The organism is Streptomyces sp. A01, from assembly GCF_059026195.1.
On record NZ_JBWLKN010000025.1, the window covers coordinates 80054 to 101296 of the forward strand.

Sequence of the window (21243 nt, forward strand, 5' to 3'; positions counted from 1 at the left end):
GAGGACGATGACGGAGTAACCGCCTGACCCGGCACGCCGCAGGGCGACCGGATCGGCCTCACCCACCTCGACGCCGCGGGCCGCTTCCAGGACACCGGCAAGATCCTGGCGCTGCCGTACGACAGCCCGACCATGGTCTGGCAGTACCGCGCCGACCTGTTCGCCAGATACCGGCGGCGCATGAGCGACGACCTCGGCTACGACCCCGCACCCTCGCCGGACTCGACCTGGCAGCAGTACTACGAGACCGCCCGCTGGTTCACCGCCCACGCCGACGAGGTGCGCTGCGGCACCGGCCACCAGGCCAAGCAGCACGACGCCCTGATGTGCGACTTCTCCAACGTGCTCTGGTCCTACTGCGGCGACTACTTCGAGGACGGCACGCGCGTCGGCAGCCTCGGCACCACGGACCCCGGCCGGTGCCTGCCGCGCTCGGAGGAGGCCGTCGCGGGAGCCGAGTTCTACCGGCTGCTGCTGGACGTCGCCGACCCCGGCTCGCGCACCTGGACTGGCACGGCTCGGGGCCGCCTTCCGGGCCGGCCGGATCGCTATGTGCCCCAACTGGCATGAGTACGCGGCCTCCGACGAGGCCGCGCTGTCCGGCAAGGTGGGCTACGCCCCGCTGCCCAGGGGACCGGCCCGCGCGGCCGGTGTACGGCGGCACCGGAATCGCCATCTCCAACGTCGTCTCCGCCCACCGCCAGAAGGCTGTCTGGCTCTTCCTGAACTCGGCCACGGCACCGAAGACCCAGCTGGCCGACCTCGCCAGCGAGGTCGGCGGCGGAACCCCGACCCGCGCCCCGGAAGCGGAGATCGCGGCGATCCGCGACCTCGGCGTGCCGGTGGAAGCGGTCCCGGCGGGCGCGCCGGACGCGCCGTCGTCGTGACGCGTGCCCGCCGCGCCGCGACTTGGGTGCTGTCGCCGCCGGTGCGCGTGCGTGCGGGCGTGGGCGGCCCGCGGTGGCCGCGCGGTGCGCGCTGAGTCACCGGCCTCGGGCTGCCGCCTGTGCGGCGGCAGCACTCCGGGGCCGCGTCCGGCCGCGGCGGGCGGCGCGCCGCCCTACAGCGGAACCAGCGTGACTTCGGTGGCCTTGACGCTTGTCCACACCCGGGCGCCCTCGGCGAGGCCGAGTTCCACGGCCGCTTCCGTGGTGATCTCGGCGACCAGGTCGGGGGCTTCGGCCGAGGTGATCAGCACCCGCAGTCTGCTGCCGACGGCGGTGATCTCCCTGACCTCACCCGGCCACACATTGCGGGGGCTGCCGGTGGGCCGCTCCCGGTGGACGGAGACAGCCTCGGGGCCGAAGACCGCCAGTGCGTCGGTCCGCTCCGGACCAGGGGCGGCGACGGGCAGCGGTTCGGCGGCGACCAGCCGCCCCCCTCCCGGTAGCGCGAGGCCGCTGATGCTCGCCGACCCCGGCCACGCGTTGCGGCCCAGCATCCGCGCCACCCATGGCGACCGCGGATGCCGGGTCACCTCCGCCGGTGTCGCGTACTGCACAGCACGGCCGTCGTGGAGGACCAGCACCCGGTCGGCGAGCGACACCGCCTCCACCGGGTCGTGGGTGACGATGAGGCACACGCCACCGAAGCCGGACAGATGGCGCCGCAGGGTGTGCCGCACCTGGGCGCGGGTGGTCTGGTCGAGTGCCGCCAAGGGCTCGTCGAGCAGCAGCAGTCGTGGCCTGGCCGCCAGCGCACGGGCCAGTGCGACCCGCTGGGCCTGACCGCCGGACAGCTGGGAGGGCCTGCGGTGCGCCAGAGCGCCGACGCCGAGGCGGTCCAGCCACAGCTGCGCGACGCGGTGCGCCTCGGCCCTCGCCACGCCGTGCGTGCGCAGCCCGTAGGCGGTGTTGCGCAGCGCGGTCAGGTGCGGGAGGAGCGCACCGTCCTGCGGGACCCAGGCCACGCCTCTGCGGTGCGGGGGCAGGTCGCTGACGTCGTCGGCGCCGAGGCGCAGCGCGGCCAGGGAGCGGTCCGTCAGACCGAGCAGGGCCCGGAGCAAGGTGGTCTTGCCCGCACCGTTGGGGCCGACGACGGCGATGGTGGTGCCGGGCGGCGCGTCGAGGACGAGTTCGTTGAAGCCGGTGAGCGTGGCGTGCAGCGGCCAGTCGGCGGAAGCGCCTTTCGGTGACGCGCCGCCCCAGTCCGGCCCCGTGGCGTGCACCGCGTCCGGCGGCGGCGCGTCACCCCCGGCCAGGGAGGCGCCCGGGCCGTCGGCGCCGTCACCGGACGCGTCCTCGCGCGCCCTCCGTGCCCCCCGCGCCGCCGGTCCGGTCACCGTCCACCGGCCGCGCAGCGCGACCAGGACCGCCATCGCGATGGCCAGCAGCAGCAGCGACACCGACGTGGCGGCCTCCGGGTCCTCCTGGAGGAGCAGATACACCTGGAGGGGCAGCGTCTGGGTGACCCCCGGGAGGTTGCCCGCGAAGGTGATCGTCGCCCCGAACTCGCCCAGCGCACGGGCCCAGGTCAGCGCGGCGCCCGCGAGGAGCCCCGGTGCCACCAGCGGCAGGGTGACGGTGCGGAACACCCGCAGCGGGGAGGCGCCGAGGGAGGCGGCGGTCTCCTCGTACCGGGTGTGCAGCCCGGCGAGCGCGCCCTCCAGGCTGATCACCAGGAACGGCATCGCCACGAACGTCGCCGCGATGACGGCGCCCGCCGTGGAGAACGGCAGCGTGACCCCGAACCAGTCCTCCAGCGGACCGCCGAGCAGCCCCCGGCGGCCGAAACCCAGCAGCAGCGCCACACCGCCGACCGTCGGCGGCAGGACCATCGGCAGCAGCACCAGCGACCGCACCAGCGTCTTGCCGGGAAAGGACACCCGGGCCAGCACCCAGGCGAGTGGCACACCCAGCAGCACGGACAGCCCCAGCGCCCAGAACGAGACGATCAGCGACAGCCGTAGCGCCTCGGTCACGGCCGGACCGCGGAGGTGGGTACCGAGATCCGTCCAGGACGTGCGGACCAGGATGCCGATGAGCGGAAGCAGCAGCAGCGCGACCGCCACGGCCGCGGGGACGGCGAGCGCGAGCGGGGTGCCACGGCCGGGAGCGCGCTGGGTGCTTCTCCGCATGGTTCTTCTCATCTGTGCCGGTCCCTCATCGCTCAGGGGCGCTGGAATCCCGCGTCACGCAGGATCTTCTGGGCTTTCGCCGAACTGAGCCACTTCACGAAGCCGTCGGCCGCCGCGTCGTGCCGGGACGCCTTCAGCGTCGCCGCCGGGTACCGGGCGATGGCGTTGTCCGCGTCGGGGATGGCCACGGTGTCCACCGTGTCGTGGGCGGTGGCCGCGTCGGTGACGTAGACGAGGCCGGCGTCCGCCTCACCGAGCTTGACCTTGCTCAGCACGGCCCGCACGCTCGGCTCCTGCGAGACCGGTTCGACGTCCACGCCCTTCGAGCGGAGCACCTGCTGGCTGTAGCGCCCGACGGGCACCTCGGGCGCGGCGAGCACGACCTTCAGGCCGTCGTCCGCCAGCCCCGCCACGTCCTTGATCTTCTTCGGGTTGCCCTTGCCGGTGGCGATCACCAGGCGGTTCTTGGCGATGACGGTGGGCGTGCCGGTTTCGGACTCCAGGCTGTCCATGGTCGCGGTATCGGCGGTGACCAGCGCGTCGGCGGGGGCGCCCTGCCTGACCTGTGCGGCCAGATCCTGTGAACCGGCGAAGGAGAACTTCACCCGTACGTCCTTGTGCTCCTTCTCGTACGCCTGACCGGCCTTGGCGAACACGTCGGTGAGCGACGCCGCGGCGAGCACGGTGACTTCGGTGGTGCCTGAGCTCTTCTCGTCGTCGGCCCCGCACGCGGCGAGCGGCAGGAGGGCGGCGGCGGTCAGCGCGGCGGCGGCGCGGCGCCTGGTGAGAGCGAACGGCATGGAGGTCGGCTCCTTGGGGAAGCGGCCGGCCTGCCGCACGCGGTGGCGCGGAAGGCTCAGCGAGGCGGGCGCCGGGGACGGACGGCGGGGGAGAGGGAGCCGCGGGGGCCGGGGGCGGGGCTGACGGACAGGGGTCAGACCCGGTCGATGTGCACACTGGTGGACTTCACCCGGGCGGTCGCCCGCACCCCCACCTCAAGGCCGAGGTCTTCGACGGCTTCCCTGGTCAGCAGCGACACCAGCCGGTGCGGCCCGGCCTGGATCTCCACCTGGGCGGCGACGTCCCCGAGCTTGATGGCGGTGACGATGCCGGGGAAGGCGTTGCGCGCCGAGGTGTACGGCACGTCGTCCTCCGTGGCGGCGGATCGCGCCAGCTCCACCGAGAACGCGGCGAGATGCCGCCCGTCGATCAGCCGCCGCCCGGACTCGTCGCGGTGCGTGGAGATCCGCCCCGCGTCGGCCCAGCGGCGCACGGTGTCCGGACTGACGCCGAGCAGGGGCGCTGCCTGGCCGATGGTGTACGACTGCATATGCGGCACGTTAAGCCACGTCAGGTCGCAGCTACAAATATTTCGTCGCTTCAGCCTGGCAGCTGCGGCCTCGTATAGAGGATGCTCCTACCGTCGTGGGCATCGGTCGCGCGGCTGGGATGAGCCCAGCCGCCGCGTCCCGGCAGCCCGCGACCCGGCAGCCCGCGACCCCGCGCCCCGGCGGTCGGCGCGCGGTGATGGTGGGGTGCGGCGGGCCGTGTCCACCCCCGTCGGCTCAGGCGGCCGCGAGCCAGCCCCGGGTGCGCAGCTCCGCCGTGAACCGGCCATACGCGTCGTCGAGCGCGGCGCGCTCCCGCTCCACCGGTTCCACCGTCCGCCCCGTACCGGCCATCTCCCTGGCGCAGGCCGCGAGATCGCGGTGCAGGGTCCCCGAAGCGGCGAGCAGCGCCGCGCCGAAGGCCGTCTCGGCCCGGTCGGTGACGCTCAGCGGCCTGCCGAGAACGGTGGCCCGGACGCGGGTCCACAGCGGGCTGCGGCTGCCGCCACCGGCGGCGTGCAGCGGTCCGGTGACCTCGATGCCCAGCTCCTGTACGCGTTCCAGCGCCAGCCGTTCGACGAAGGCGACCCCTTCGAGCGCGGCGCGGTGGGCGTCGGCCTCGTCCACGGGCTCCCCGACGGTGAAACCACGGGCCTCCCCCGAGACGAAGGGGAAACGCTCGCCCGCGCGGCGCAGCGGATACCGCAGATGCGAGGCGGGCCCGCGCTCCCCGGCGGCGGCGTCCAGCGCGGGCAGCCGTTCGGCCGGGGTCGCCGCGAGGGCTTCGCCGCCGGTGTTCGAGGCGCCGCCGGGCAGCCACCAGCCGTCGGGATGGCGGTGGCTGTAGAGCGCGCCGGTGGGGTCGGCGACCAGTTCCCGGGTGACGCCCTTGAGGACGTACGTCGTGCCGAGCACGCCGACGAACTGGCCGGGACGCACCGCCCCCGTGGCGATCTGGCCCGCGCAGCCGTCGGTCATGCCGAGCCGCACCGAACACCCGGTGGGCAGCCCGGTCTCGGCAGCGGCCGCGGCGCACACCGTGCCCACCTCGGTGCCGGGGGCCTGCACCGGCGGCAGCCAGGACGGGGGGACGCCGAGGGCGTCGAAGACCTCCCCGGCCCACTCCTCGGCGCGGGGGTCGTACCCGGTCTTGAGCGCGTGGCTCCAGTCGCTCGCCACGGCGTGCCCGGTGAGCCGCCGGTTGAGCAGGTCGGGGGTGTGCAGCAGCTGCCTTCCCGCTGCGGCGTGGTGCCGTGCGTACCAGGCGGCCCGGCCGATCGCCGCCGTCGGGCCGACCGACAGGCCAAGGCGCGCCCAGCGGGGCGCGCCTAGCTCCTGGGCGAGCGCGTTGTCCCCGGCGCCGCGCCGGTCGTCATACATCAGCGCGGGGCCGACCGGCTGCCCGGCCGCGTCGACGGCCACGAGGGTGCCGGAGGTGGCGGCCGTGGCGACGGCGACGACCTCCCGGCCGCCGCCCGGCAGCGCCGCGGTGGCCTGCCGCAGAGCGGCGGCCACGGCGGGCCACCAGGCGCGCGCGTCCTGCTCGCTCTCGCCGCCCGTGCCGCGAACCGGCTGGGGCAGCGGCGCCGAGCCCTCCGCCCGGAGCACACCGGCCGCGTCCACGCACACCACCCTCACCGCCGCGGTCGCGACATCGATACCGGCCACGGTGGGGATCGCGGGGGCGGCGCTGGTGGTGTTCTGGTCCATGTGCGGGAGTTCCTTTCGCGCGGGTGCGTGGGGGTGCCGGTCCCTTCAGGCGCGGGTCCCGGCGGCCTGCTCCGGGAGCGGGCCGGTGCCGGTGGTTTCGCCGTCGGCGTGGTCGGCGCGTTCGTCCGGCAGTTTCAGACAGAGCGTCAGCAGGGCGGCCACGACGTAGAGTCCGGCGAAGATCAGCACGATGCCGTCGCGGCCGAGCGGCCCGAGGAAGACGCTGACGATCGCCGGGCCGACGAAGGCCGCGGCGCCCGCACCGAGGTTGAGCAGGGCCATCGCGCCGCCCTTGTTGTCGGGTGCCAGGGACGGCATGAGCGCGGAGATCGGTACGAACCCGGCGAGTGTCGCCCCGTAGAGCATTCCGGCGGCGACGGCCACCGCGTAGCTGCCGGACACCTCCTTGGGGAGGTAGTACAGGGCGAGCACGCTGAACGCGCAGCCGACGGCGCCGAACCAGCCGATCGTGGTACGCCAGCCGATGCGGTCGCTGATCACACCGAAGAACAGGTTGAAGACGATGTTGGTGGCGAAGGTGATCGCGAGCAGCCGCAGCCAGTCGCCGTCGCTGTAGCCCAGGTCGTCGGTGAAGAAGTCGGGGAGGATCACCCACAGCCCGAACTGCGGCGCTGTGTTGATGACGCGGACCAGGCATCCGGCGCCGACGCGGGGGTTGCGCCAGGCGATGGAGACGCTGGACAGCAGGGACTGGACGGGCTTGACGCCGGGTGGCGCCAGGCGCCGGGCACCCGCGCTGTCGCGGACGCCGAGCAGGCAGAACGCGCCACCCAGCGCGATGAGCGCGAGCGCCACCCACAGGGTGCCGGTCTTTCCGACCAGCGGGTTGGTGACGCTGGCCGTCAGCGAGCCGAGGGTGGGCAGGCCGCCGGTGAAGGCGAAGTAGAACCAGCCGACCGCGGTGCCCAGCCGCGCCACGGGAGTGGTGGCGGTGATCCAGACGAGGAAGGCGAAGGCGAACAGGGGATAGCCGAAGCCCCGCAGGCCGTAGCAGACCAGCGTGAGCGCGTAGTTGTCCTGGCCGACGCCGAAGACGAGGAACAGGACGTCGAAGATGATCCAGACGGCGAGCCCCAGCCGCATGACCCGGCGCGGACCCCACAATTGGGAGAGCGCCCCGGACAGCCAGGAGGCGAGCATGACGGTCACGCCGTAGACCGTGATCACATAGCTGGCGCGAACATCACTCCCCGCGCCGTTATCTTCAATGAACGGCGCGATAAAACCAGCTTCGACTCCGTCGCCGATCATGAAGATCAGTACGCCTATATACCCGAAGAGCAGGGGACGGGGGATGCCTAGGCGGTCCCAGGGCATGACCTACCTCCACAGTGAGGTGAGATGTGTTGCGGGGGAAACACATCATCGTCAATGTGAAGTTAACATGCAATGGTTTAGGAGTGAGTGTTCGTCCGATTCCCGGTGCGCCCGGCCGGGGCAGGGCGCGGCGTCGCGCCCGCCCGGCCGACAGCCGCGGGCGAGGCCGGCCAGTGGTCAGGCGGCGGGTGCGACCAGGACGTCCGTGCGCTCCCGTACGGCCGCCACCAGGTCGGCGTCCGCGCCCGCGTCCACCACCACATGGCTGAAGCTGTCCAGTGGGCTGAGCCGGTGCAGCGCCGTACGCGCCATCTTCGACCGGTCCATCAGCAGCACCTTCCGGGTGCCTGAGGCGAGCATCGCCCGCTTGACCAGCACCACGTCCTGCTCCTGGTGGTACGTCATCCGTGCGTCCATCGCCGAGGTGCTGACCAGCACCATGTCCACGGACAGCGCCTCGACGGCCTCCACGCAGGGCACACCCAGATACGAGTCATGGGTCCGCGAGTACTCCCCGCCCAGGCCGATCAGCCGGATCTCGTCCTCGCCGACGAAGACATCGGCGACCCGCCGCGCGTTCGTCACCACCGTCAGCGGGCCGGCACCGGGCAGCAGCCGCGCCAGCGCGAGGGCGGTCGTGGAGTCGTCCAGCATCACCGACATGCCGGGCTCGACGAGCTGGGCGGCGGTCGCCGCGATGGACTCCTTCTCCGTCATGTGCACGCCCATCCGGTAGTCGAGGTTGCTCTCGAACACCGTTGACGGCAGGGCCGACACGCCGCCCCTGAAGCGGCGCAGCACGCCGCGCCTGGCCAGCTCGTCCAGATCGCGGTGGACCGTCATGAGACTGACCCCGGTCAGCTCGGCGAGCTCCGCCCCGCTCGCCGTGCCGTGCGCGAGTACGTGCTCCGCGATGAGCTGCCTGCGGGCTTCCTGGGGGCGGGCGGTCGCGCCCGATGCGCCGGTCGTCGTCATGCCGTCAAGTCTCGCGTACCGGCGGTCGGCACATTCAGGCAGTACAGCGCGGTGTGCTCGCCGTCGATGCCGATCTCGGTCACGGCCGCGTTGTCCAGGCGTGGGAAGACCCTCCGGTACTGGCCGACGGGCAGGCCGAGCAGCGCGCACAGCGCCATGCGCAACAGGGTGTTGTGCGCGACGACCAGCACCGTCTGCTCCGGGTGCGCGGCGGCCAGTTGGCGCAAGCCTGCCCGGGCGCGCTCCGCGGCCGCCCGGGTGGGCTCGGCGCCGGGGAACGCGCCGAGGTCGGCGTCGCGCCGGAAGGCCCGTACCGCCTCCGGGTCCTCGGCCTCCATCTCGGCGATGGTGCGGCCCTCGCCCCAGCCGAAGTCGACCTCGCGCAGACCCTCGACGACCTGCGGGGTGACGCCGAGCGCCAGCGCCGCGGGGCGGGCCGTGAGCCGTGCCCGGCTCAGCGGTGAGCAGGCCACCGCCGCGATGGGGCGCTCCCGCCGCGCGGCCCAGGCACCCAGCTCCTCGGCCTGCCGCAGCCCCCTGCCGGTCAGGGCGACATCGGAGCTGCCCGCGTAGCGGTTCTCCGCGTGCCACGTCGTCTCGCCATGCCGTACGAGCAGCAGCCGTGCGCTCATCTGGGGAACCTCCGGGGCTCGGTTGCCCGGGCGGCCGGAAAGGGAAGTTTCCCGGTCACCGGACATTGCTTCTTCACGTCAGCGATGTTAAATCTATCAGCCATGGCGTGGTGACTGCTGTCCGACGCCGCTCACCCGACCGCCGCACTCCCTCTCCCACCCGAAAGGCCGCTCCCATGCGCATCCTCGCCGCAGGAGACCACTTCGTCCGCCCTGACCTGTTCACCACCGCGCTCCGTGCCGAGCTCGGAACGGAACGCGCCCGGCTGCCGGACCTCCACATGACCGACCTGACGCTGCCCTGGCCACACGAACCCTTCGGCCCGGTCGGTACCGGCGCCACGGCGGTACGGGAAGCCAGCGGCACCGAGGACGAGCTGATCGAGGCGCTGGCCGGGGTGGACATCTGCGTGACGCAGCTGGCGCCCTTCACGGAACGGGTCCTCGCCGCCAGCCCGGCGCTGCGCCTGGTCGCCGTCTCACGCGGCGGCCCCGTCAACGTGGACCTCGCCGCCGCCACCCGGCACGGCGTCGCCATCAGCTTCGCGCCCGGCCGCAACGCCCCGGCGGCGGCCGAGTTCGCCATCGGCATGATGCTCACCGCGATGCGCCGCGTCACCACCGCCGACGCCGACCTCAGGCGCGGCGTGTGGCGCGGTGACCTGTACGCGTACGAAGAAAGCGGCATCGAGCTGGACGGCGCGACGGTCGGCCTCGTCGGCTACGGCGCCATCGGCCGCATCGTCGCCCGGGTGCTGCGCGCCTTCGGCGCCCACGTCCTGGTCGCCGACCCCTACACCGACGCGGAAGCGGCCCGAGCCGACGGCGTCGAGCCCGTCGCGCTCGACGACCTGCTGCGCCGCAGCTCCGTCGTCAGCCTGCACGCCCGCCTCACCCCCGAGACCCAGCACCTCATCGACGCCGACAAGCTCGCCCTGCTCCCGGAGGGCGCCGTGCTCGTCAACACCGCCCGCGGCGGCCTCCTCGACTACACGCCGCTCCCCGAAGCGCTGCGCACGGGCAGGCTCGGCGCGCTCGCCCTCGACGTCTACGACGTGGAACCGCCGCCGACCGGCTGGCCGCTGCACACGGCGCCGAACGTCGTCACCACCCCGCACCTGGCCGGGGCCACCCGGCAGACCGCGCACCGCGCCGCCGCCATCACAGCGGCCGAGGTAGGCCGCTTCGTACGCGGTGAGAAGCTGGCCCACCCCGCCAACCCCGACGTGACACCGGAGGCGGCCCCATGGGCGTGATCATCGGGGTGGACATCGGCACCTCGGTCACCAAGGCCGTCGCCTTCGACAGCCAGGGCCGCTCGGTCGCCGCCGCCTCCCGCCGCAGCGTCCTGCACCGGCTGCCGGGCGGGCGCGTCGAGCAGGATCTCGAAGACGTCGTCCGCACCGTCGCCGAGGTGGTGCGCGAGACCGCCGCCGCGCTGCCGGAGCCGCCCCTCGCGCTCGCCCTCACCGGCCAGGGCGACGGCCTGTGGCTCAGGGACGCCGACGGGCGCGCGGTCAGGCCACCGATCTCCTGGATGGACGGCCGGGCCTCCCAGACCGTCACCGACTGGCTGGAGGGCGGCACCGTCCAGCGGGTGTACGGCCGCACCGGCTCCGGCATGTTCCCCGGCTGCCACGCCCCCCTCCTCGCCTGGCTGCGCGAACACGAGCCGCGGTCGCTGGAACGGGCGGCCGTCGCCGGATACTGCGTGGACGCCGTCGCCCAGCGGCTCACCGGCAGCGTCTGCGTGGACGCCTCCGACGCGACCCTGCCCTTCCTCGACCCCGTGACCCGCGCCTACTCCGCCGACGCCCTCGCCGCCTGCGGCCTCGCGGACCAGGCGGCGCTCCTCGCCCCGCCCGCCGAGCCCGGCACCGTGCTCGCCCTCGACGCGCACGGTGCGCGGCTGCTGGGCCTGCCCCGCGGCCTGCCGGTCACGGCGGGCCCGTACGACCTGCCGTCCTGCGCCGTCGGCAGTGGCGTACGGGAGACCGGCGACGGCCTGCTCATCGTGGGCACCACGCTGGCCTGCCAGATCCTCACCGACCGGGTGGACCTCGACCCCACGGCGGAACCCGCGGGCATGTGGCTGTGCACCCCGGACCGCGACCGCTGGCTGCGTGCCATGCCCGCGATGGTCGGCACGGCGGCGCTCGAATGGACGCTGGAGCTGGTGGGCGCGACCACCGCCGACCTGGGCGCCCTGCTGGAGGCCAGCCCGCCGGGCGCGAACGGGGTCACCGCGCTGCCCTTCTTCTCGGCGGCGGGGGAGCGGGCGCCGTTCGTCGAACCAGGCGCGCGGGGCCGCCTCGACGGGCTGACCCTGGGGCACACCCGTGCTGACGCCGTGCGCGCGGTGTGCGAGGCCATCGGCTACGCCGCCAGGCACTGCCTGGAGACCGCCGGGCTCGCCGGAACCCTCGCGGCCTGCGGCGGCGGCACCCGGTCAGGACCCTGGACCCGGCTGTTCGCCGACATCGTCGGCCGGCCGGTGCGCATCCCCACGGAGAGCGAGGTGGGCGCCCTGGGAGCGGTGACCATAGCCCGCCGCTCGCTGGGCGAACCGGTCCCCGCCTCCCGGCCGGACGCGTTCCGCGTCGTGACGCCGGACGCGCGGCGCCACGCGGTGCACGAGGACGGCTACGCGGCGTACCGCGACGCCCTGAACCAGGCCCGGACGGGCTGGCAGGGCGCGCTGCCGGACACCTCTGCTCCGCCCGGCCGCGCCGACTGGTGAAATGTGATCTTCACAAGCGACTGAGCAGGGGAGTGGGCCGCATGATCCGTATCGGCAAGCCGGCGCCGTCCGACAGGGAAGCCTGGGAGGCGCTGTTCCGCGCGTACATCGACTTCTACGAGCGGACCGAGCCGCAGGAGATGTACGACCGCGCCTGGCGCGAGTTCCAGGCGGACAGCCGGACGCACGCACTCGGGGCGTGGCTGGACGGAAGGCTCGTCGGGATCACGCACTTCTTCCCGCACGCCAACACCTCGGGGCCGGACTTCTGCTACCTGTCCGATCTGTTCACCGCCCCTGACGTGCGCGGCAAGGGCGTGGCCCGTGCCCTGATCGGTGCCGTGACCGACTGGGCACGCGAGCGGGGCTGCGGTCGCGTCTACTGGAACACCCATGAGTCCAACACCACGGCGCGGCGGCTGTACGACCAGGTGGCGGAGAACCGGGGCTTCGTCCGCTACCAGATCGACCTGCCGGGCTAGATCGACCTGCCGGGCCAGGGGACGTCCGGCGGGCCGCGCGTGCCCGGCGTCGGGTCGCTCATGCGGCCTTGCCGGGCCGCCAAGCCCCGGGGTTGTACCCCGTCAGGGGCGCGGGGAACTGCGCGACCAGCCGCAACGCGCCCGCGGTCGGCGATGTACGGACAGGGGTTGCCTTTCCCGGGCCGCCGGGCCGCCAGGCCGCTGGACCCACTCAGGCGCGCGGCGCCGGGACGGCCCCCGTCGGCGGAACCACGATCGCCGTGACGACAAGGCCGTCGTGGATCACCCAGCGGCCCTCGAACCCGGGCAGCGGGAAGCCGTCAGGAAGGCCCGCCGCGGGCAGCAGGCGCGCGCTGAACGTGCCCGCGTACGCGGGGTGGGTGGCGCCGCGCGTCGCGCCGTCCGCGCCCGGCGTCGGCCGTACCACGGGGCGGAACGTCAACTCGGCCTCGTCGAAGCCCAGTTCGCGCCGGGTCAGCGGATACCACGCCTTGAAGACGCTCTCCTTGGCGCTGAACAGAAGCCGGTCCCAGTGCACCGGGACAGTTCCCCAGGCGCCGTCGGCGACCGCCTGGCCACGGGTCCGCTCGGCGGGCAGCGACACCGCGTCCAGCACGCCCTCAGGCAGCGGCGCGTGCGGCTCGGCGTCGATGCCGATGGAGCGGGCCGCGGCGGCGGGGGCGATCGCCGCCGCGCGGTAGCCGTCGCAGTGCGTCATGCTGCCGACCACGCCGGCGGGCCACTGCGGCTCGCCGCGCCTGCCGGGCAGCACGGGCACGGGGGGCAGTCCGAGATCCGCCATCGCACGTCGCGCGCACGCGCGTACGGTCGTGAACTCGCGGCGGCGCTTGAGGACGGACCTGCCCAGAAGGGCGGCTTCCTCCGGATACAGGCCGTCCGGCTCGGCGTCGCCGCGGACCGCCTCCGCCCAGGCAACCGAGGCGGGTACCAGCGCGCGTGGCACAACGAGAGCCCCGCCCGCCGTCACGTCCGTCACACTGACACCGTCCGTGCCGTGCCCCATCATCAACCCCCGTTGTGCGTAAGCCCATTGCGCGCGATTCTGTCCGTACCTTAGCGAGTGGTGGCGCTTACGCCGTCGTAACGAGGGCAAGATCACAGGGTGTCCCACTCCAGTCTTCCACCACCCTCCCCTAGTCTCCGTCCCATGACGGTCCTGCCCGATGGGCTCCCCTTGGCCGCCGAGTTCCCGGAAGCATCCCGAGAGCAGTGGCAACACCTCGTTGAGAACGTGCTGCGCAAGTCCGGGGCGTCAGACGCCACGGGCGTCGCGGCTGAGGAGGCGCTGACAACAAAGCTCCAGGACGGCATCTCGGCTCGTCCGCTCTACACGGCGGAAGACGCGCCGCCCGCGTCCGACACCGCCGGTTACCCGGGCTTTCCCCCGTTCCTGCGCGGCGGAAAGGCAGCGGGGACCGCGGTCTCCGGCTGGGACGTACGCCAGCGGCACGCCCACCCCGACCCCGAGCGGACCCGGGAGGCGGTGCTCGCCGACCTGGAGAACGGTGTCACGTCCCTGTGGCTCGCGGTCGGCGACGGCGCCCTGCCCGTGGCCGCGCTGCCGCAGGCCCTCAGCGGCGTCTACCTCGACCTGGTCACCGTGGCCCTGGACGCGGGCGACGGCTTCGCCACGGCGGGAGCCGCACTGCTCGCGCTGTACGCGGAGCGGGAGGTGCCACGGCACGCCGCCCTGGCGAACCTCGGCGCCGACCCGCTCGGCGTCCTCGCCCGCACGGGGCGGGCCGAAGCCCTCGACGGGCAGCTGGCCGACGCCACCGAGCTGGCCCAGCGGGCCCACCGCGACTACCCGGGTGTGCGGGCCCTGATCGTGGACGCGCTGCCTTACCACGAGGCAGGCGGCTCGACCGCCGAGGAGCTGGGCTGCGCCCTGGCCGCCGGTGTGAGCTACCTGCGCGAGCTGACGGGCGCCGGACTGCCCATCGACGCGGCGCTGGCCCAGCTGGAGTTCCGGTTCGCCGCGACGGCCGACCAGTTCCTGACCATCGCCAAGCTGCGCGCGGCGCGGCGGCTGTGGGCCCGCGTCGCCGAGGTGTGCGGAGCCACGCCCAGCGCGTCGGCACAGCGGCAGCACGTGGTGACCTCGCCGGTCATGATGACCCGGCGCGACCCGTGGGTGAACATGCTGCGTACCACTGTCGCCACCCTCGGCGCCGGAGTGGCCGGCGCCGACGCGGTGACCGTGCTGCCCTTCGACGCCGAGCTGGGGCTGCCCGACGGATTCGCCCGGCGTATCGCCCGCAACACCTCCTCCATCCTCCTTGAGGAGTCGCATCTGGCCCGGGTCATCGACCCGGCGGGCGGCTCCTGGTACGTCGAGCGGCTGACCGACGAGGTGGCCCAGGCCGCCTGGGCCTGGTTCCAGGAGATCGAGGGCGCCGGAGGGCTGGCGCGGGCGCTCGGCTCCGGCCTGGTCCCCGACCGGCTGGCGAGCACCTGGCAGCGGCGGTCGAAGGACCTCGCCCGCCGCAAGGAGCCCATCACCGGCGTCAGTGAGTTCCCGCTCCTCGACGAGCGGCCCATCGAGCGCGAGGCGGCGCCCGTCCCGGCGGGCGGCGGCCTGCCCCGGGTGCGCCGCGACGAGGCGTTCGAGGCGCTGCGGGCCCGCAGCGACGCGCACCTGAACAGCGGCGAGGACCGGCCGCGGATCTTCCTCGCCACCCTCGGCCCCGCCGCCGCGCACACCGCGCGGTCGAGCTTCGCCGCGAACCTCTTCCAGGCGGGCGGCATCGAGGCGGTGCGGGACCCGGCCTCCGGTGACCCGGACTCGGCCGTCGAGGCGTACGGCCGCAGCGGCGCGCGCATCGTCTGCCTGTGCTCAAGCGACCAGCTCTACGGCGAGCAGGCCGAGGATGTCGCCGCCCGGCTCAAGGCGGCGGGCGCCACCCGGATCTATCTGGCGGGCCGCCCCGGCGAGCGGCGCGAAGACTACCTGCGGGCCGGAGTGGACGATTTCGTCTTCGCGGGCTGCGACGCGGTCGAGGTCCTCACCTCGGCCCTGGACACCATGGGGATTGCGTGATGCGCGGCGAAGCAGCGGACATGGGAAAGATCCCGAACTTCGCGGACGTCGGACTGACCGGTGACGGCCCCGCCGCGCCGGCGGGCGGCGCCGGCAGCGACGCCTGGCGGGCCGCCCTCCAGGAGAGCACCGGCAAGGACGTCGACGCCCTGGTGTGGGAGACCCCCGAGGGCATCGGGGTCAAGCCCCTCTACGGGCAGCAGGACCTGGCCGGGGTGGACTTCCTCGGCACGTACCCGGGCATCGCGCCGTATCTGCGCGGCCCGTACCCGACGATGTACGTCAACCAGCCCTGGACGGTGCGGCAGTACGCCGGATTCTCCACCGCCGAGGAGTCCAACGCCTTCTACCGGCGCAACCTCGCCGCCGGGCAGAAGGGCCTGTCCGTCGCCTTCGACCTGCCCACCCACCGCGGGTACGACAGCGACCACCCCCGGGTCACCGGCGACGTCGGCATGGCGGGCGTGGCCATCGACTCCATCTACGACATGCGTCAGCTCTTCGACGGCATCCCGCTGGACCGGATGAGCGTGTCGATGACGATGAACGGCGCGGTGCTGCCCGTCCTCGCGCTGTACATCGTGGCAGCCGAGGAGCAGGGTGTCCCGCCGGAGAAGCTGGCAGGGACCATCCAGAACGACATCCTCAAAGAGTTCATGGTCCGCAACACCTACATCTATCCGCCGCAGCCGTCGATGCGGATCATCTCCGACATCTTCGCGTTCACCTCGCAGCGGATGCCGCGCTACAACTCCATCTCCATCTCCGGCTACCACATCCAGGAGGCCGGGGCCACCGCCGACCTGGAGCTGGCGTACACCCTCGCCGACGGCGTGGAGTACCTGCGGTCCGGGCTCGACGCGGGCATGGACGTGGACTCCTTCGCGCCCCGGCTGTCCTTCTTCTGGGCGATCGGCATGAACTTCTTCATGGAGATCGCCAAGCTGCGCGCCGCCCGGCTGCTGTGGGCCAAGCTCGTCAAGCAGTTCGACCCGAAGAACCCCAAGTCGCTGTCCCTGCGGACCCATTCGCAGACCTCGGGCTGGTCGCTGACCGCGCAGGACGTGTTCAACAACGTGGCCAGGACGTGCGTCGAGGCGATGGCGGCGACCCAGGGCCACACCCAGTCGCTGCACACCAACGCCCTCGACGAGGCGCTGGCGCTGCCCACCGACTTCTCCGCCCGCATCGCCCGCAACACCCAGCTGCTGCTCCAGCAGGAGTCCGGCACCTGCCGGGTCATCGACCCCTGGGGCGGCAGCGCCTACGTGGAGCGGCTGACGCACGACCTCGCGCGGCGCGCCTGGCAGCACATCGAGGAGGTCGAGGCCGCCGGGGGCATGGCCCAGGCGATCGACGCGGGCATCCCCAAGCTGCGCGTCGAAGAGGCCGCGGCCCGCACCCAGGCCCGTATCGACTCCGGCCGTCAGCCGGTCATCGGCGTCAACAAGTACCGGGTGGACAGCGACGAGCAGATCGACGTCCTCAAGGTCGACAACTCCTCGGTGCGGACCCAGCAGATCGAGAAGCTGCGACGGCTGCGCGCCGAGCGCGACGAGCAGGTGTGCCAGGACGCGCTGCGCGCGCTGACCGGAGCCGCCGAGGCCGGGGCGCAGAAGGGCGGCGGCCTTGAGGGCAACCTCCTGGCCCTCGCGGTGAACGCGGCCCGCGCCAAGGCGACCGTCGGGGAGATCTCCGACGCCCTGGAGAAGGTCTACGGACGGCACTCGGGCCAGATCCGTACCATCTCCGGTGTGTACCGAGACGAAGCAGGCTCCTCCTCCGGGGTGGCCAAGACCCGGGCGCTGGTCCGTGACTTCGAGGAAGCGGAGGGCCGCCGCCCGCGCATCCTGGTCGCCAAGATGGGCCAGGACGGCCACGACCGGGGCCAGAAGGTGATCGCCACCGCCTTCGCCGACCTCGGCTTCGACGTGGACGTCGGCCCCCTGTTCCAGACCCCGGCCGAGGTCGCCCGGCAGGCGGTGGAGGCCGACGTGCACATCGTCGGCGTCTCCTCGCTGGCCGCCGGGCACCTCACCCTGGTGCCCGCGCTGCGCGAGCAGCTGGCCGAGGCGGGACGGGAGGACATCACCATCGTGGTCGGCGGGGTGATCCCGCCGCAGGACGTCGCGACGCTGCGGGAGATGGGCGCCGCCGCCGTGTTCCCGCCCGGCACGGTCATCCCCGACGCCGCCTACGACTTGGTGAGGTCGCTCGGCGCGGCTCTCGGCCACGAGCTGTGAGCCCATGCCACAGGCGATCGACATCGACCAGTACGCACGGGGTGTGCGGGACGGCTCCCGGGCCCATATCGCCCGCGCCATCACCCTCGTGGAGTCCACCAGGCCCGACCACCGGGCGCTCGCGCAGCGCCTGCTGGTCGAGCTGCTGCCGCACTCGGGGCAGGCCCGCAGGATAGGCATCAGCGGCGTGCCCGGAGTCGGCAAGTCGACTTTCATCGACGCCCTCGGCACCATGCTGACCGGGCTCGGCCACCGGGTCGCCGTGCTCGCCGTCGACCCGTCCTCCAGCCGAACCGGCGGCTCCATCCTGGGTGACAAGACCCGGATGGAGCGGCTCGCGGTGGACCCGGCCGCCTTCGTCCGGCCCTCACCGACGTCCGGCACCCTGGGCGGCGTCGCCAGGGCCACCCGGGAGACCATCGTGCTGATGGAGGCCGCCGGTTACGACGTGGTGCTGGTGGAGACCGTCGGCGTGGGCCAGTCGGAGACGGCCGTGGCGAACATGGTGGACTCCTTCCTGCTGCTGACCCTCGCCCGCACCGGTGACCAGCTGCAAGGCATCAAGAAGGGCGTCGTGGAGCTGGCGGACATCGTCGCCGTCAACAAGGCGGACGGCCCGCATGAACGCGACGCCCGCTCGGCCGCCCGCGAACTGGCCGGTGCGCTCCGGCTCCTGCGCGGTGCCGACGACGCCTGGAACCCTCCGGTGCTCACGTGCAGCGCCCGCGAGGGCAGCGGCCTCGAAGCGCTGTGGGAGCGGTTGGAACAGCACCGGAAGGTGCTCGACTCGACCGGCGCGCTGGAGCGCAAGCGGCGCGACCAGCAGGTCGACTGGACCTGGTCGATGGTCCACGACCAGCTCCTGTCGCAGCTGCGCGAACACCCGGCGGTGCGGAGCGTGGGCCCTGAGCTCGAACAGCAGGTCCGCGAGGGGCGGCTGACGGCGACGCTGGCCGCCGAGCGGGTGCTGGAGGCGTTCCGGTCTCCCCGGCCCGCCCAGTCCCCGAACGGCGACCGCCCCGCGAGCCGTTAGCGGACCGCCGGGCCCAGGGGTGTGCCCCGTCAGGGGCGCGGGGAACCGCGCGACCAGCCACGACGCACCCGCGGCCCGCGACGCGCAGACAGGGGCTCCCCCCCCCCGCATGATCCGGTCGGACGACGGCCGGTCTAGCGGACCGCCGGGCCCGCGGCCGCCTGGCCCGGGCCCGCCAGGCCCAGCTCCGCCTCGCCCAGCGGCTGGAAGAAGCGCGCCACGTCGTCGTCGCCGACCTCGGCGAGCTCGGCCGGGGACCAGTGCGGCGTACGGTCCTTGTCGACCACCTGCGCCCGGATGCCCTCCACCAGATCGGCCGAGGCGAGCGCCGCGCAGGAGACCCGGTACTCCTGGTCGAGGACCGGCTCCAGGGCGCCGAGCAGGCGTGCCCGGCGCAACGCGCTGAGCATCACCTTCAGCGCGGTGGGCGACTTGGCACTGATGCGCTCCGCCGCCTCCTTCGCCTCCTGGACACCCGTGTCCCGCAGCCGGTCGACGATCTCCTCGACGGAGTCAGCGGCGTAGCAGGGGTCGATCCACTCGCGGTGCTCCGCGAGCTCGTCGGCGGGGGCGGGCCCGGCGAACGCGGCCACCGCGTCGGCGGCCGTGCCGGTCTCCAACGCGGTGACGAACTCCGCCAGCCGGACGCTGGGTACGAAGTGGTCGGCGAACCCGCAGCCGATGGCGGGGCCCGCGCTCATCCGGTCCGTGGTGAGCGCCAGATGCGTGCCCAGCTCACCGGGTGCCGAGGCCAGCAGATATGTCCCGCCCACGTCCGGTACGAAGCCGATGCCGACCTCCGGCATGGCGATCGCCGACCGCTCGGTGACGATCCGCACCCCGCCGTGCGCGGACACTCCCACGCCGCCGCCCATCACGATGCCGTCCATGAGCGCCACGTACGGCTTGGGATAGCGGGCGATGCGCGCGTTCAGGTGGTACTCGTCGCGCCAGAAGTCCCGTGAGGCGCCGCCCCCGGCGCGGGCGTCCTCGTAGATGGCCCGGATGTCGCCGCCCGCGCACAGCCCGCGCTCGCCCGCCCCCGTCAGCACCACCGTCTCCACCGTGTCGTCGGCTTCCCACGCCGCGAGCGCCGCGTCGAGGGCACGGACCATGCCGTGGGTCAGGGAGTTCAGCGCCCGGGGGCGGTTGAGGGTCAGCACGGCCGACTCGCCGCTCCGGCGCGTCAGCACGCCCCCGGGCACGGAGGGGTCGCCGGGCACGGAGGAGGCGGCGGGGGACTGGTTCATCAGGCTGCTCCGGTCAGTTCGTGCGCGACGGGCCGTCGCGTGATCTCGTGGGTGCCTTCCAGGACCTGGTGCGGTTCTCAGACGATCTTCGCAGGCGCGCCCGGCGCCCGCGGACGCCGCCCCCTGACCGGACGGCGGCGGGCAGGCCTCCCACCGCCGTCCGGAAGCCCCGCCCCGGCGCACCGGCGGCCGGTAGGCTGACCGGCACCACCGAGCCCGGGGCCTGGAAGGGACCGCTGACGCACATGCCTGAGCCCGGCTCCGCCGCCCCGTCCGCCACCCTGGCCGAGACGCTGTGCGCGGTCGCCGAGGTGGGCCCGTTCTTCGCCGTACGCACCGGCCCCGCGGACCCCCGGTCAGCGGGATATGTGCCACTCGCCGAGGTGTACGCGCCGGACCCGGACACCGGCGGGAGCTCACCCGCGCTGCGCCACCGGTTCTCCACCGTGGCCGGGCGGCTGGGCACCGCCGAAGCCCGCGTCGCCGCCTCGCTCAGCTTCCAGGGCCTGGCGGGCCGCCTGTGGTCGGTGGCCACCGGCTGCGCCGTGCTGACAGGACGGGTACCGGACCTCGGCCCTGACCGCCTGTGGTGGCACCCCGAGCTGAGCGCACCAGCGGAACTCTGGCTCCCGGACACCGGCTCACAGCCCGACGGAACCCAGCCGGGCCCCGGCGGCGCCGGGCCCGGCACCGACCTCGCGGCCCAGGTCCGTACGGCGGTCCTCGACCAGCATCTGACCCCGCTCCACCAGGCGACGGTCGCGGCGTCCGGCGTCTCGGCGACGCTGCTGTGGGGAAACGCTGGATCGGCGCTCGCGGGCGCCCTCGGCGTGCTGCGCGGCGCGCTGCGGGCGGCGGGAGGGACAGGCGGCACCACGGCGGCGGCGCGTGCGCTGGCGCTGGCCGACGCCCTGTTCGCGGCGGAGCCGCTGCGCGCGACGGGCGAGTGGCGCCCGCACTCCCGCCCGGCCTTCCGCCGCAGCACGTGCTGCCTGTACTACCGGGTGCCAGGCGGTGGCCTGTGCGGGGACTGCGTGCTGCCCAGGGTTCCCGGTCGGTGATGACTGACGGCCGGAGGCCGCCGGGTCGGCCCGGGGCCGTCCTGCGGGACCGTTGATCAGCCCTGATGGTTGTCCATTCCGTCGGCGTCAGGCACAAAAGTCCGCCGAAGCGCCCTGCACCGCTGATGCAACAGGCGCATCCGCACCGTGGAGGGCACGCGACGCGTTGACCCCCGCCGTCCCACGGTGTTCGCTCGCCTACGGTGCACCTGGTCATGACCGATTGCCGCAGTGGCTGATGACCGGGTTTCCGGTGCGCGCGTGTGGCCTTCCGCGCCGGTCCGCTCGCACCGGCCGGGGCCGGGGCCGGGGCC

18 protein-coding genes are annotated in these 21243 nt (G+C 73.7%); 9 read left to right on the plus strand and 9 right to left on the minus strand.

Translation table 11 applies throughout. The features are described 5' to 3' along the window. Window positions 1–132 precede the first annotated feature (132 nt). A complete protein-coding gene (locus AC5P1B_RS27900; RefSeq protein WP_493890589.1) occupies window positions 133–570 on the plus strand; it encodes a hypothetical protein in 438 nt (145 codons plus the stop codon). Window positions 571–650: 80 nt separating this feature from the next. Next, entirely contained in the window at window positions 651–887 is a 237-nt protein-coding gene (locus AC5P1B_RS27905; RefSeq protein ID WP_493890590.1) for a hypothetical protein, read from the plus strand. A gap of 173 nt (window positions 888–1060) precedes the next feature. Here the strand turns inward: AC5P1B_RS27905 and AC5P1B_RS27910 are convergent, their stop codons facing one another. The 7 genes from AC5P1B_RS27910 to AC5P1B_RS27940 all read right to left on the minus strand — a co-directional run bounded on the left by AC5P1B_RS27910 (window position 1061) and on the right by AC5P1B_RS27940 (window position 9059). Continuing rightward, window positions 1061–3076: an ABC transporter permease gene (locus AC5P1B_RS27910; RefSeq protein ID WP_493890591.1), complete on the minus strand. Its 2016-nt coding sequence runs from the start codon at window positions 3074–3076 to the stop codon at window positions 1061–1063. A 32-nt stretch (window positions 3077–3108) separates the two neighbouring features. Continuing rightward, window positions 3109–3876, minus strand: a complete 768-nt coding sequence (gene modA, locus AC5P1B_RS27915) for a molybdate ABC transporter substrate-binding protein (protein ID WP_493890592.1) — start codon at window positions 3874–3876, stop codon at window positions 3109–3111. 134 nt (window positions 3877–4010) lie between these two features. Then, window positions 4011–4406, minus strand: a complete 396-nt coding sequence (locus AC5P1B_RS27920; protein ID WP_493890593.1) for a TOBE domain-containing protein — start codon at window positions 4404–4406, stop codon at window positions 4011–4013. Window positions 4407–4641: 235 nt separating this feature from the next. Beyond that, a complete protein-coding gene (locus AC5P1B_RS27925) occupies window positions 4642–6114 on the minus strand; it encodes an FGGY-family carbohydrate kinase (RefSeq protein WP_493890594.1) in 1473 nt (490 codons plus the stop codon). Between the two features lie 45 nt (window positions 6115–6159). After that, on the minus strand, window positions 6160–7452 hold the full coding sequence (locus tag AC5P1B_RS27930; RefSeq protein WP_493890596.1) for an MFS transporter: 1293 nt from the start codon (window positions 7450–7452) through the stop codon (window positions 6160–6162). Between the two features lie 177 nt (window positions 7453–7629). After that, window positions 7630–8427, minus strand: coding sequence for a DeoR/GlpR family DNA-binding transcription regulator (locus tag AC5P1B_RS27935; protein ID WP_493890598.1), 798 nt, complete (start codon window positions 8425–8427; stop codon window positions 7630–7632). After that, window positions 8424–9059, minus strand: coding sequence for a histidine phosphatase family protein (locus AC5P1B_RS27940; protein WP_493890599.1), 636 nt, complete (start codon window positions 9057–9059; stop codon window positions 8424–8426). The genes AC5P1B_RS27935 and AC5P1B_RS27940 overlap by 4 nt, the downstream gene beginning before the upstream one ends. 176 nt (window positions 9060–9235) lie before the next feature. Here AC5P1B_RS27940 and AC5P1B_RS27945 point away from each other — a divergent pair, with 176 nt between their 5' ends. From AC5P1B_RS27945 to AC5P1B_RS27955, 3 genes are read left to right on the plus strand one after another with little or no spacing between them, the layout of a single operon-like run. Beyond that, on the plus strand, window positions 9236–10315 hold the full coding sequence (locus AC5P1B_RS27945) for a 2-hydroxyacid dehydrogenase (RefSeq protein ID WP_493890600.1): 1080 nt from the start codon (window positions 9236–9238) through the stop codon (window positions 10313–10315). Further along, window positions 10306–11799, plus strand: coding sequence for an FGGY family carbohydrate kinase (locus AC5P1B_RS27950; RefSeq protein WP_493890602.1), 1494 nt, complete (start codon window positions 10306–10308; stop codon window positions 11797–11799). The genes AC5P1B_RS27945 and AC5P1B_RS27950 overlap by 10 nt, the downstream gene beginning before the upstream one ends. Window positions 11800–11840: 41 nt before the next feature. Further along, a complete protein-coding gene (locus AC5P1B_RS27955; protein WP_493890603.1) occupies window positions 11841–12281 on the plus strand; it encodes a GNAT family N-acetyltransferase in 441 nt (146 codons plus the stop codon). 211 nt (window positions 12282–12492) lie between these two features. On the opposite strand, the gene AC5P1B_RS27960 is transcribed toward AC5P1B_RS27955, so the two are convergent. Next, complete coding sequence (locus AC5P1B_RS27960) at window positions 12493–13245, minus strand: 4'-phosphopantetheinyl transferase family protein (protein WP_493890651.1); 753 nt, start codon at window positions 13243–13245, stop codon at window positions 12493–12495. Between the two features lie 204 nt (window positions 13246–13449). Here AC5P1B_RS27960 and mutA point away from each other — a divergent pair, with 204 nt between their 5' ends. The 3 genes from mutA to meaB are packed head-to-tail and all read left to right on the plus strand — an operon-like array spanning window position 13450 to window position 18618. Continuing rightward, window positions 13450–15342 (plus strand): methylmalonyl-CoA mutase small subunit, encoded by a 1893-nt coding sequence (gene mutA / locus AC5P1B_RS27965; RefSeq protein WP_493890604.1) that lies wholly within the window; start codon window positions 13450–13452, stop codon window positions 15340–15342. 20 nt (window positions 15343–15362) lie between these two features. Then, complete coding sequence (gene scpA / locus AC5P1B_RS27970) at window positions 15363–17585, plus strand: methylmalonyl-CoA mutase (RefSeq protein ID WP_493890606.1); 2223 nt, start codon at window positions 15363–15365, stop codon at window positions 17583–17585. Between the two features lie 4 nt (window positions 17586–17589). Beyond that, a complete protein-coding gene (gene meaB / locus AC5P1B_RS27975; protein ID WP_493890608.1) occupies window positions 17590–18618 on the plus strand; it encodes a methylmalonyl Co-A mutase-associated GTPase MeaB in 1029 nt (342 codons plus the stop codon). A 134-nt stretch (window positions 18619–18752) separates the two neighbouring features. On the opposite strand, the gene AC5P1B_RS27980 is transcribed toward meaB, so the two are convergent. Continuing rightward, a complete protein-coding gene (locus tag AC5P1B_RS27980; protein ID WP_493890610.1) occupies window positions 18753–19868 on the minus strand; it encodes an enoyl-CoA hydratase/isomerase family protein in 1116 nt (371 codons plus the stop codon). A 245-nt stretch (window positions 19869–20113) separates the two neighbouring features. Between AC5P1B_RS27980 and AC5P1B_RS27985 the strand changes: the two genes are divergently transcribed. Then, window positions 20114–20929, plus strand: a complete 816-nt coding sequence (locus tag AC5P1B_RS27985) for a (2Fe-2S)-binding protein (RefSeq protein ID WP_493890611.1) — start codon at window positions 20114–20116, stop codon at window positions 20927–20929. The last annotated feature ends 314 nt before the right edge of the window (window positions 20930–21243 follow it).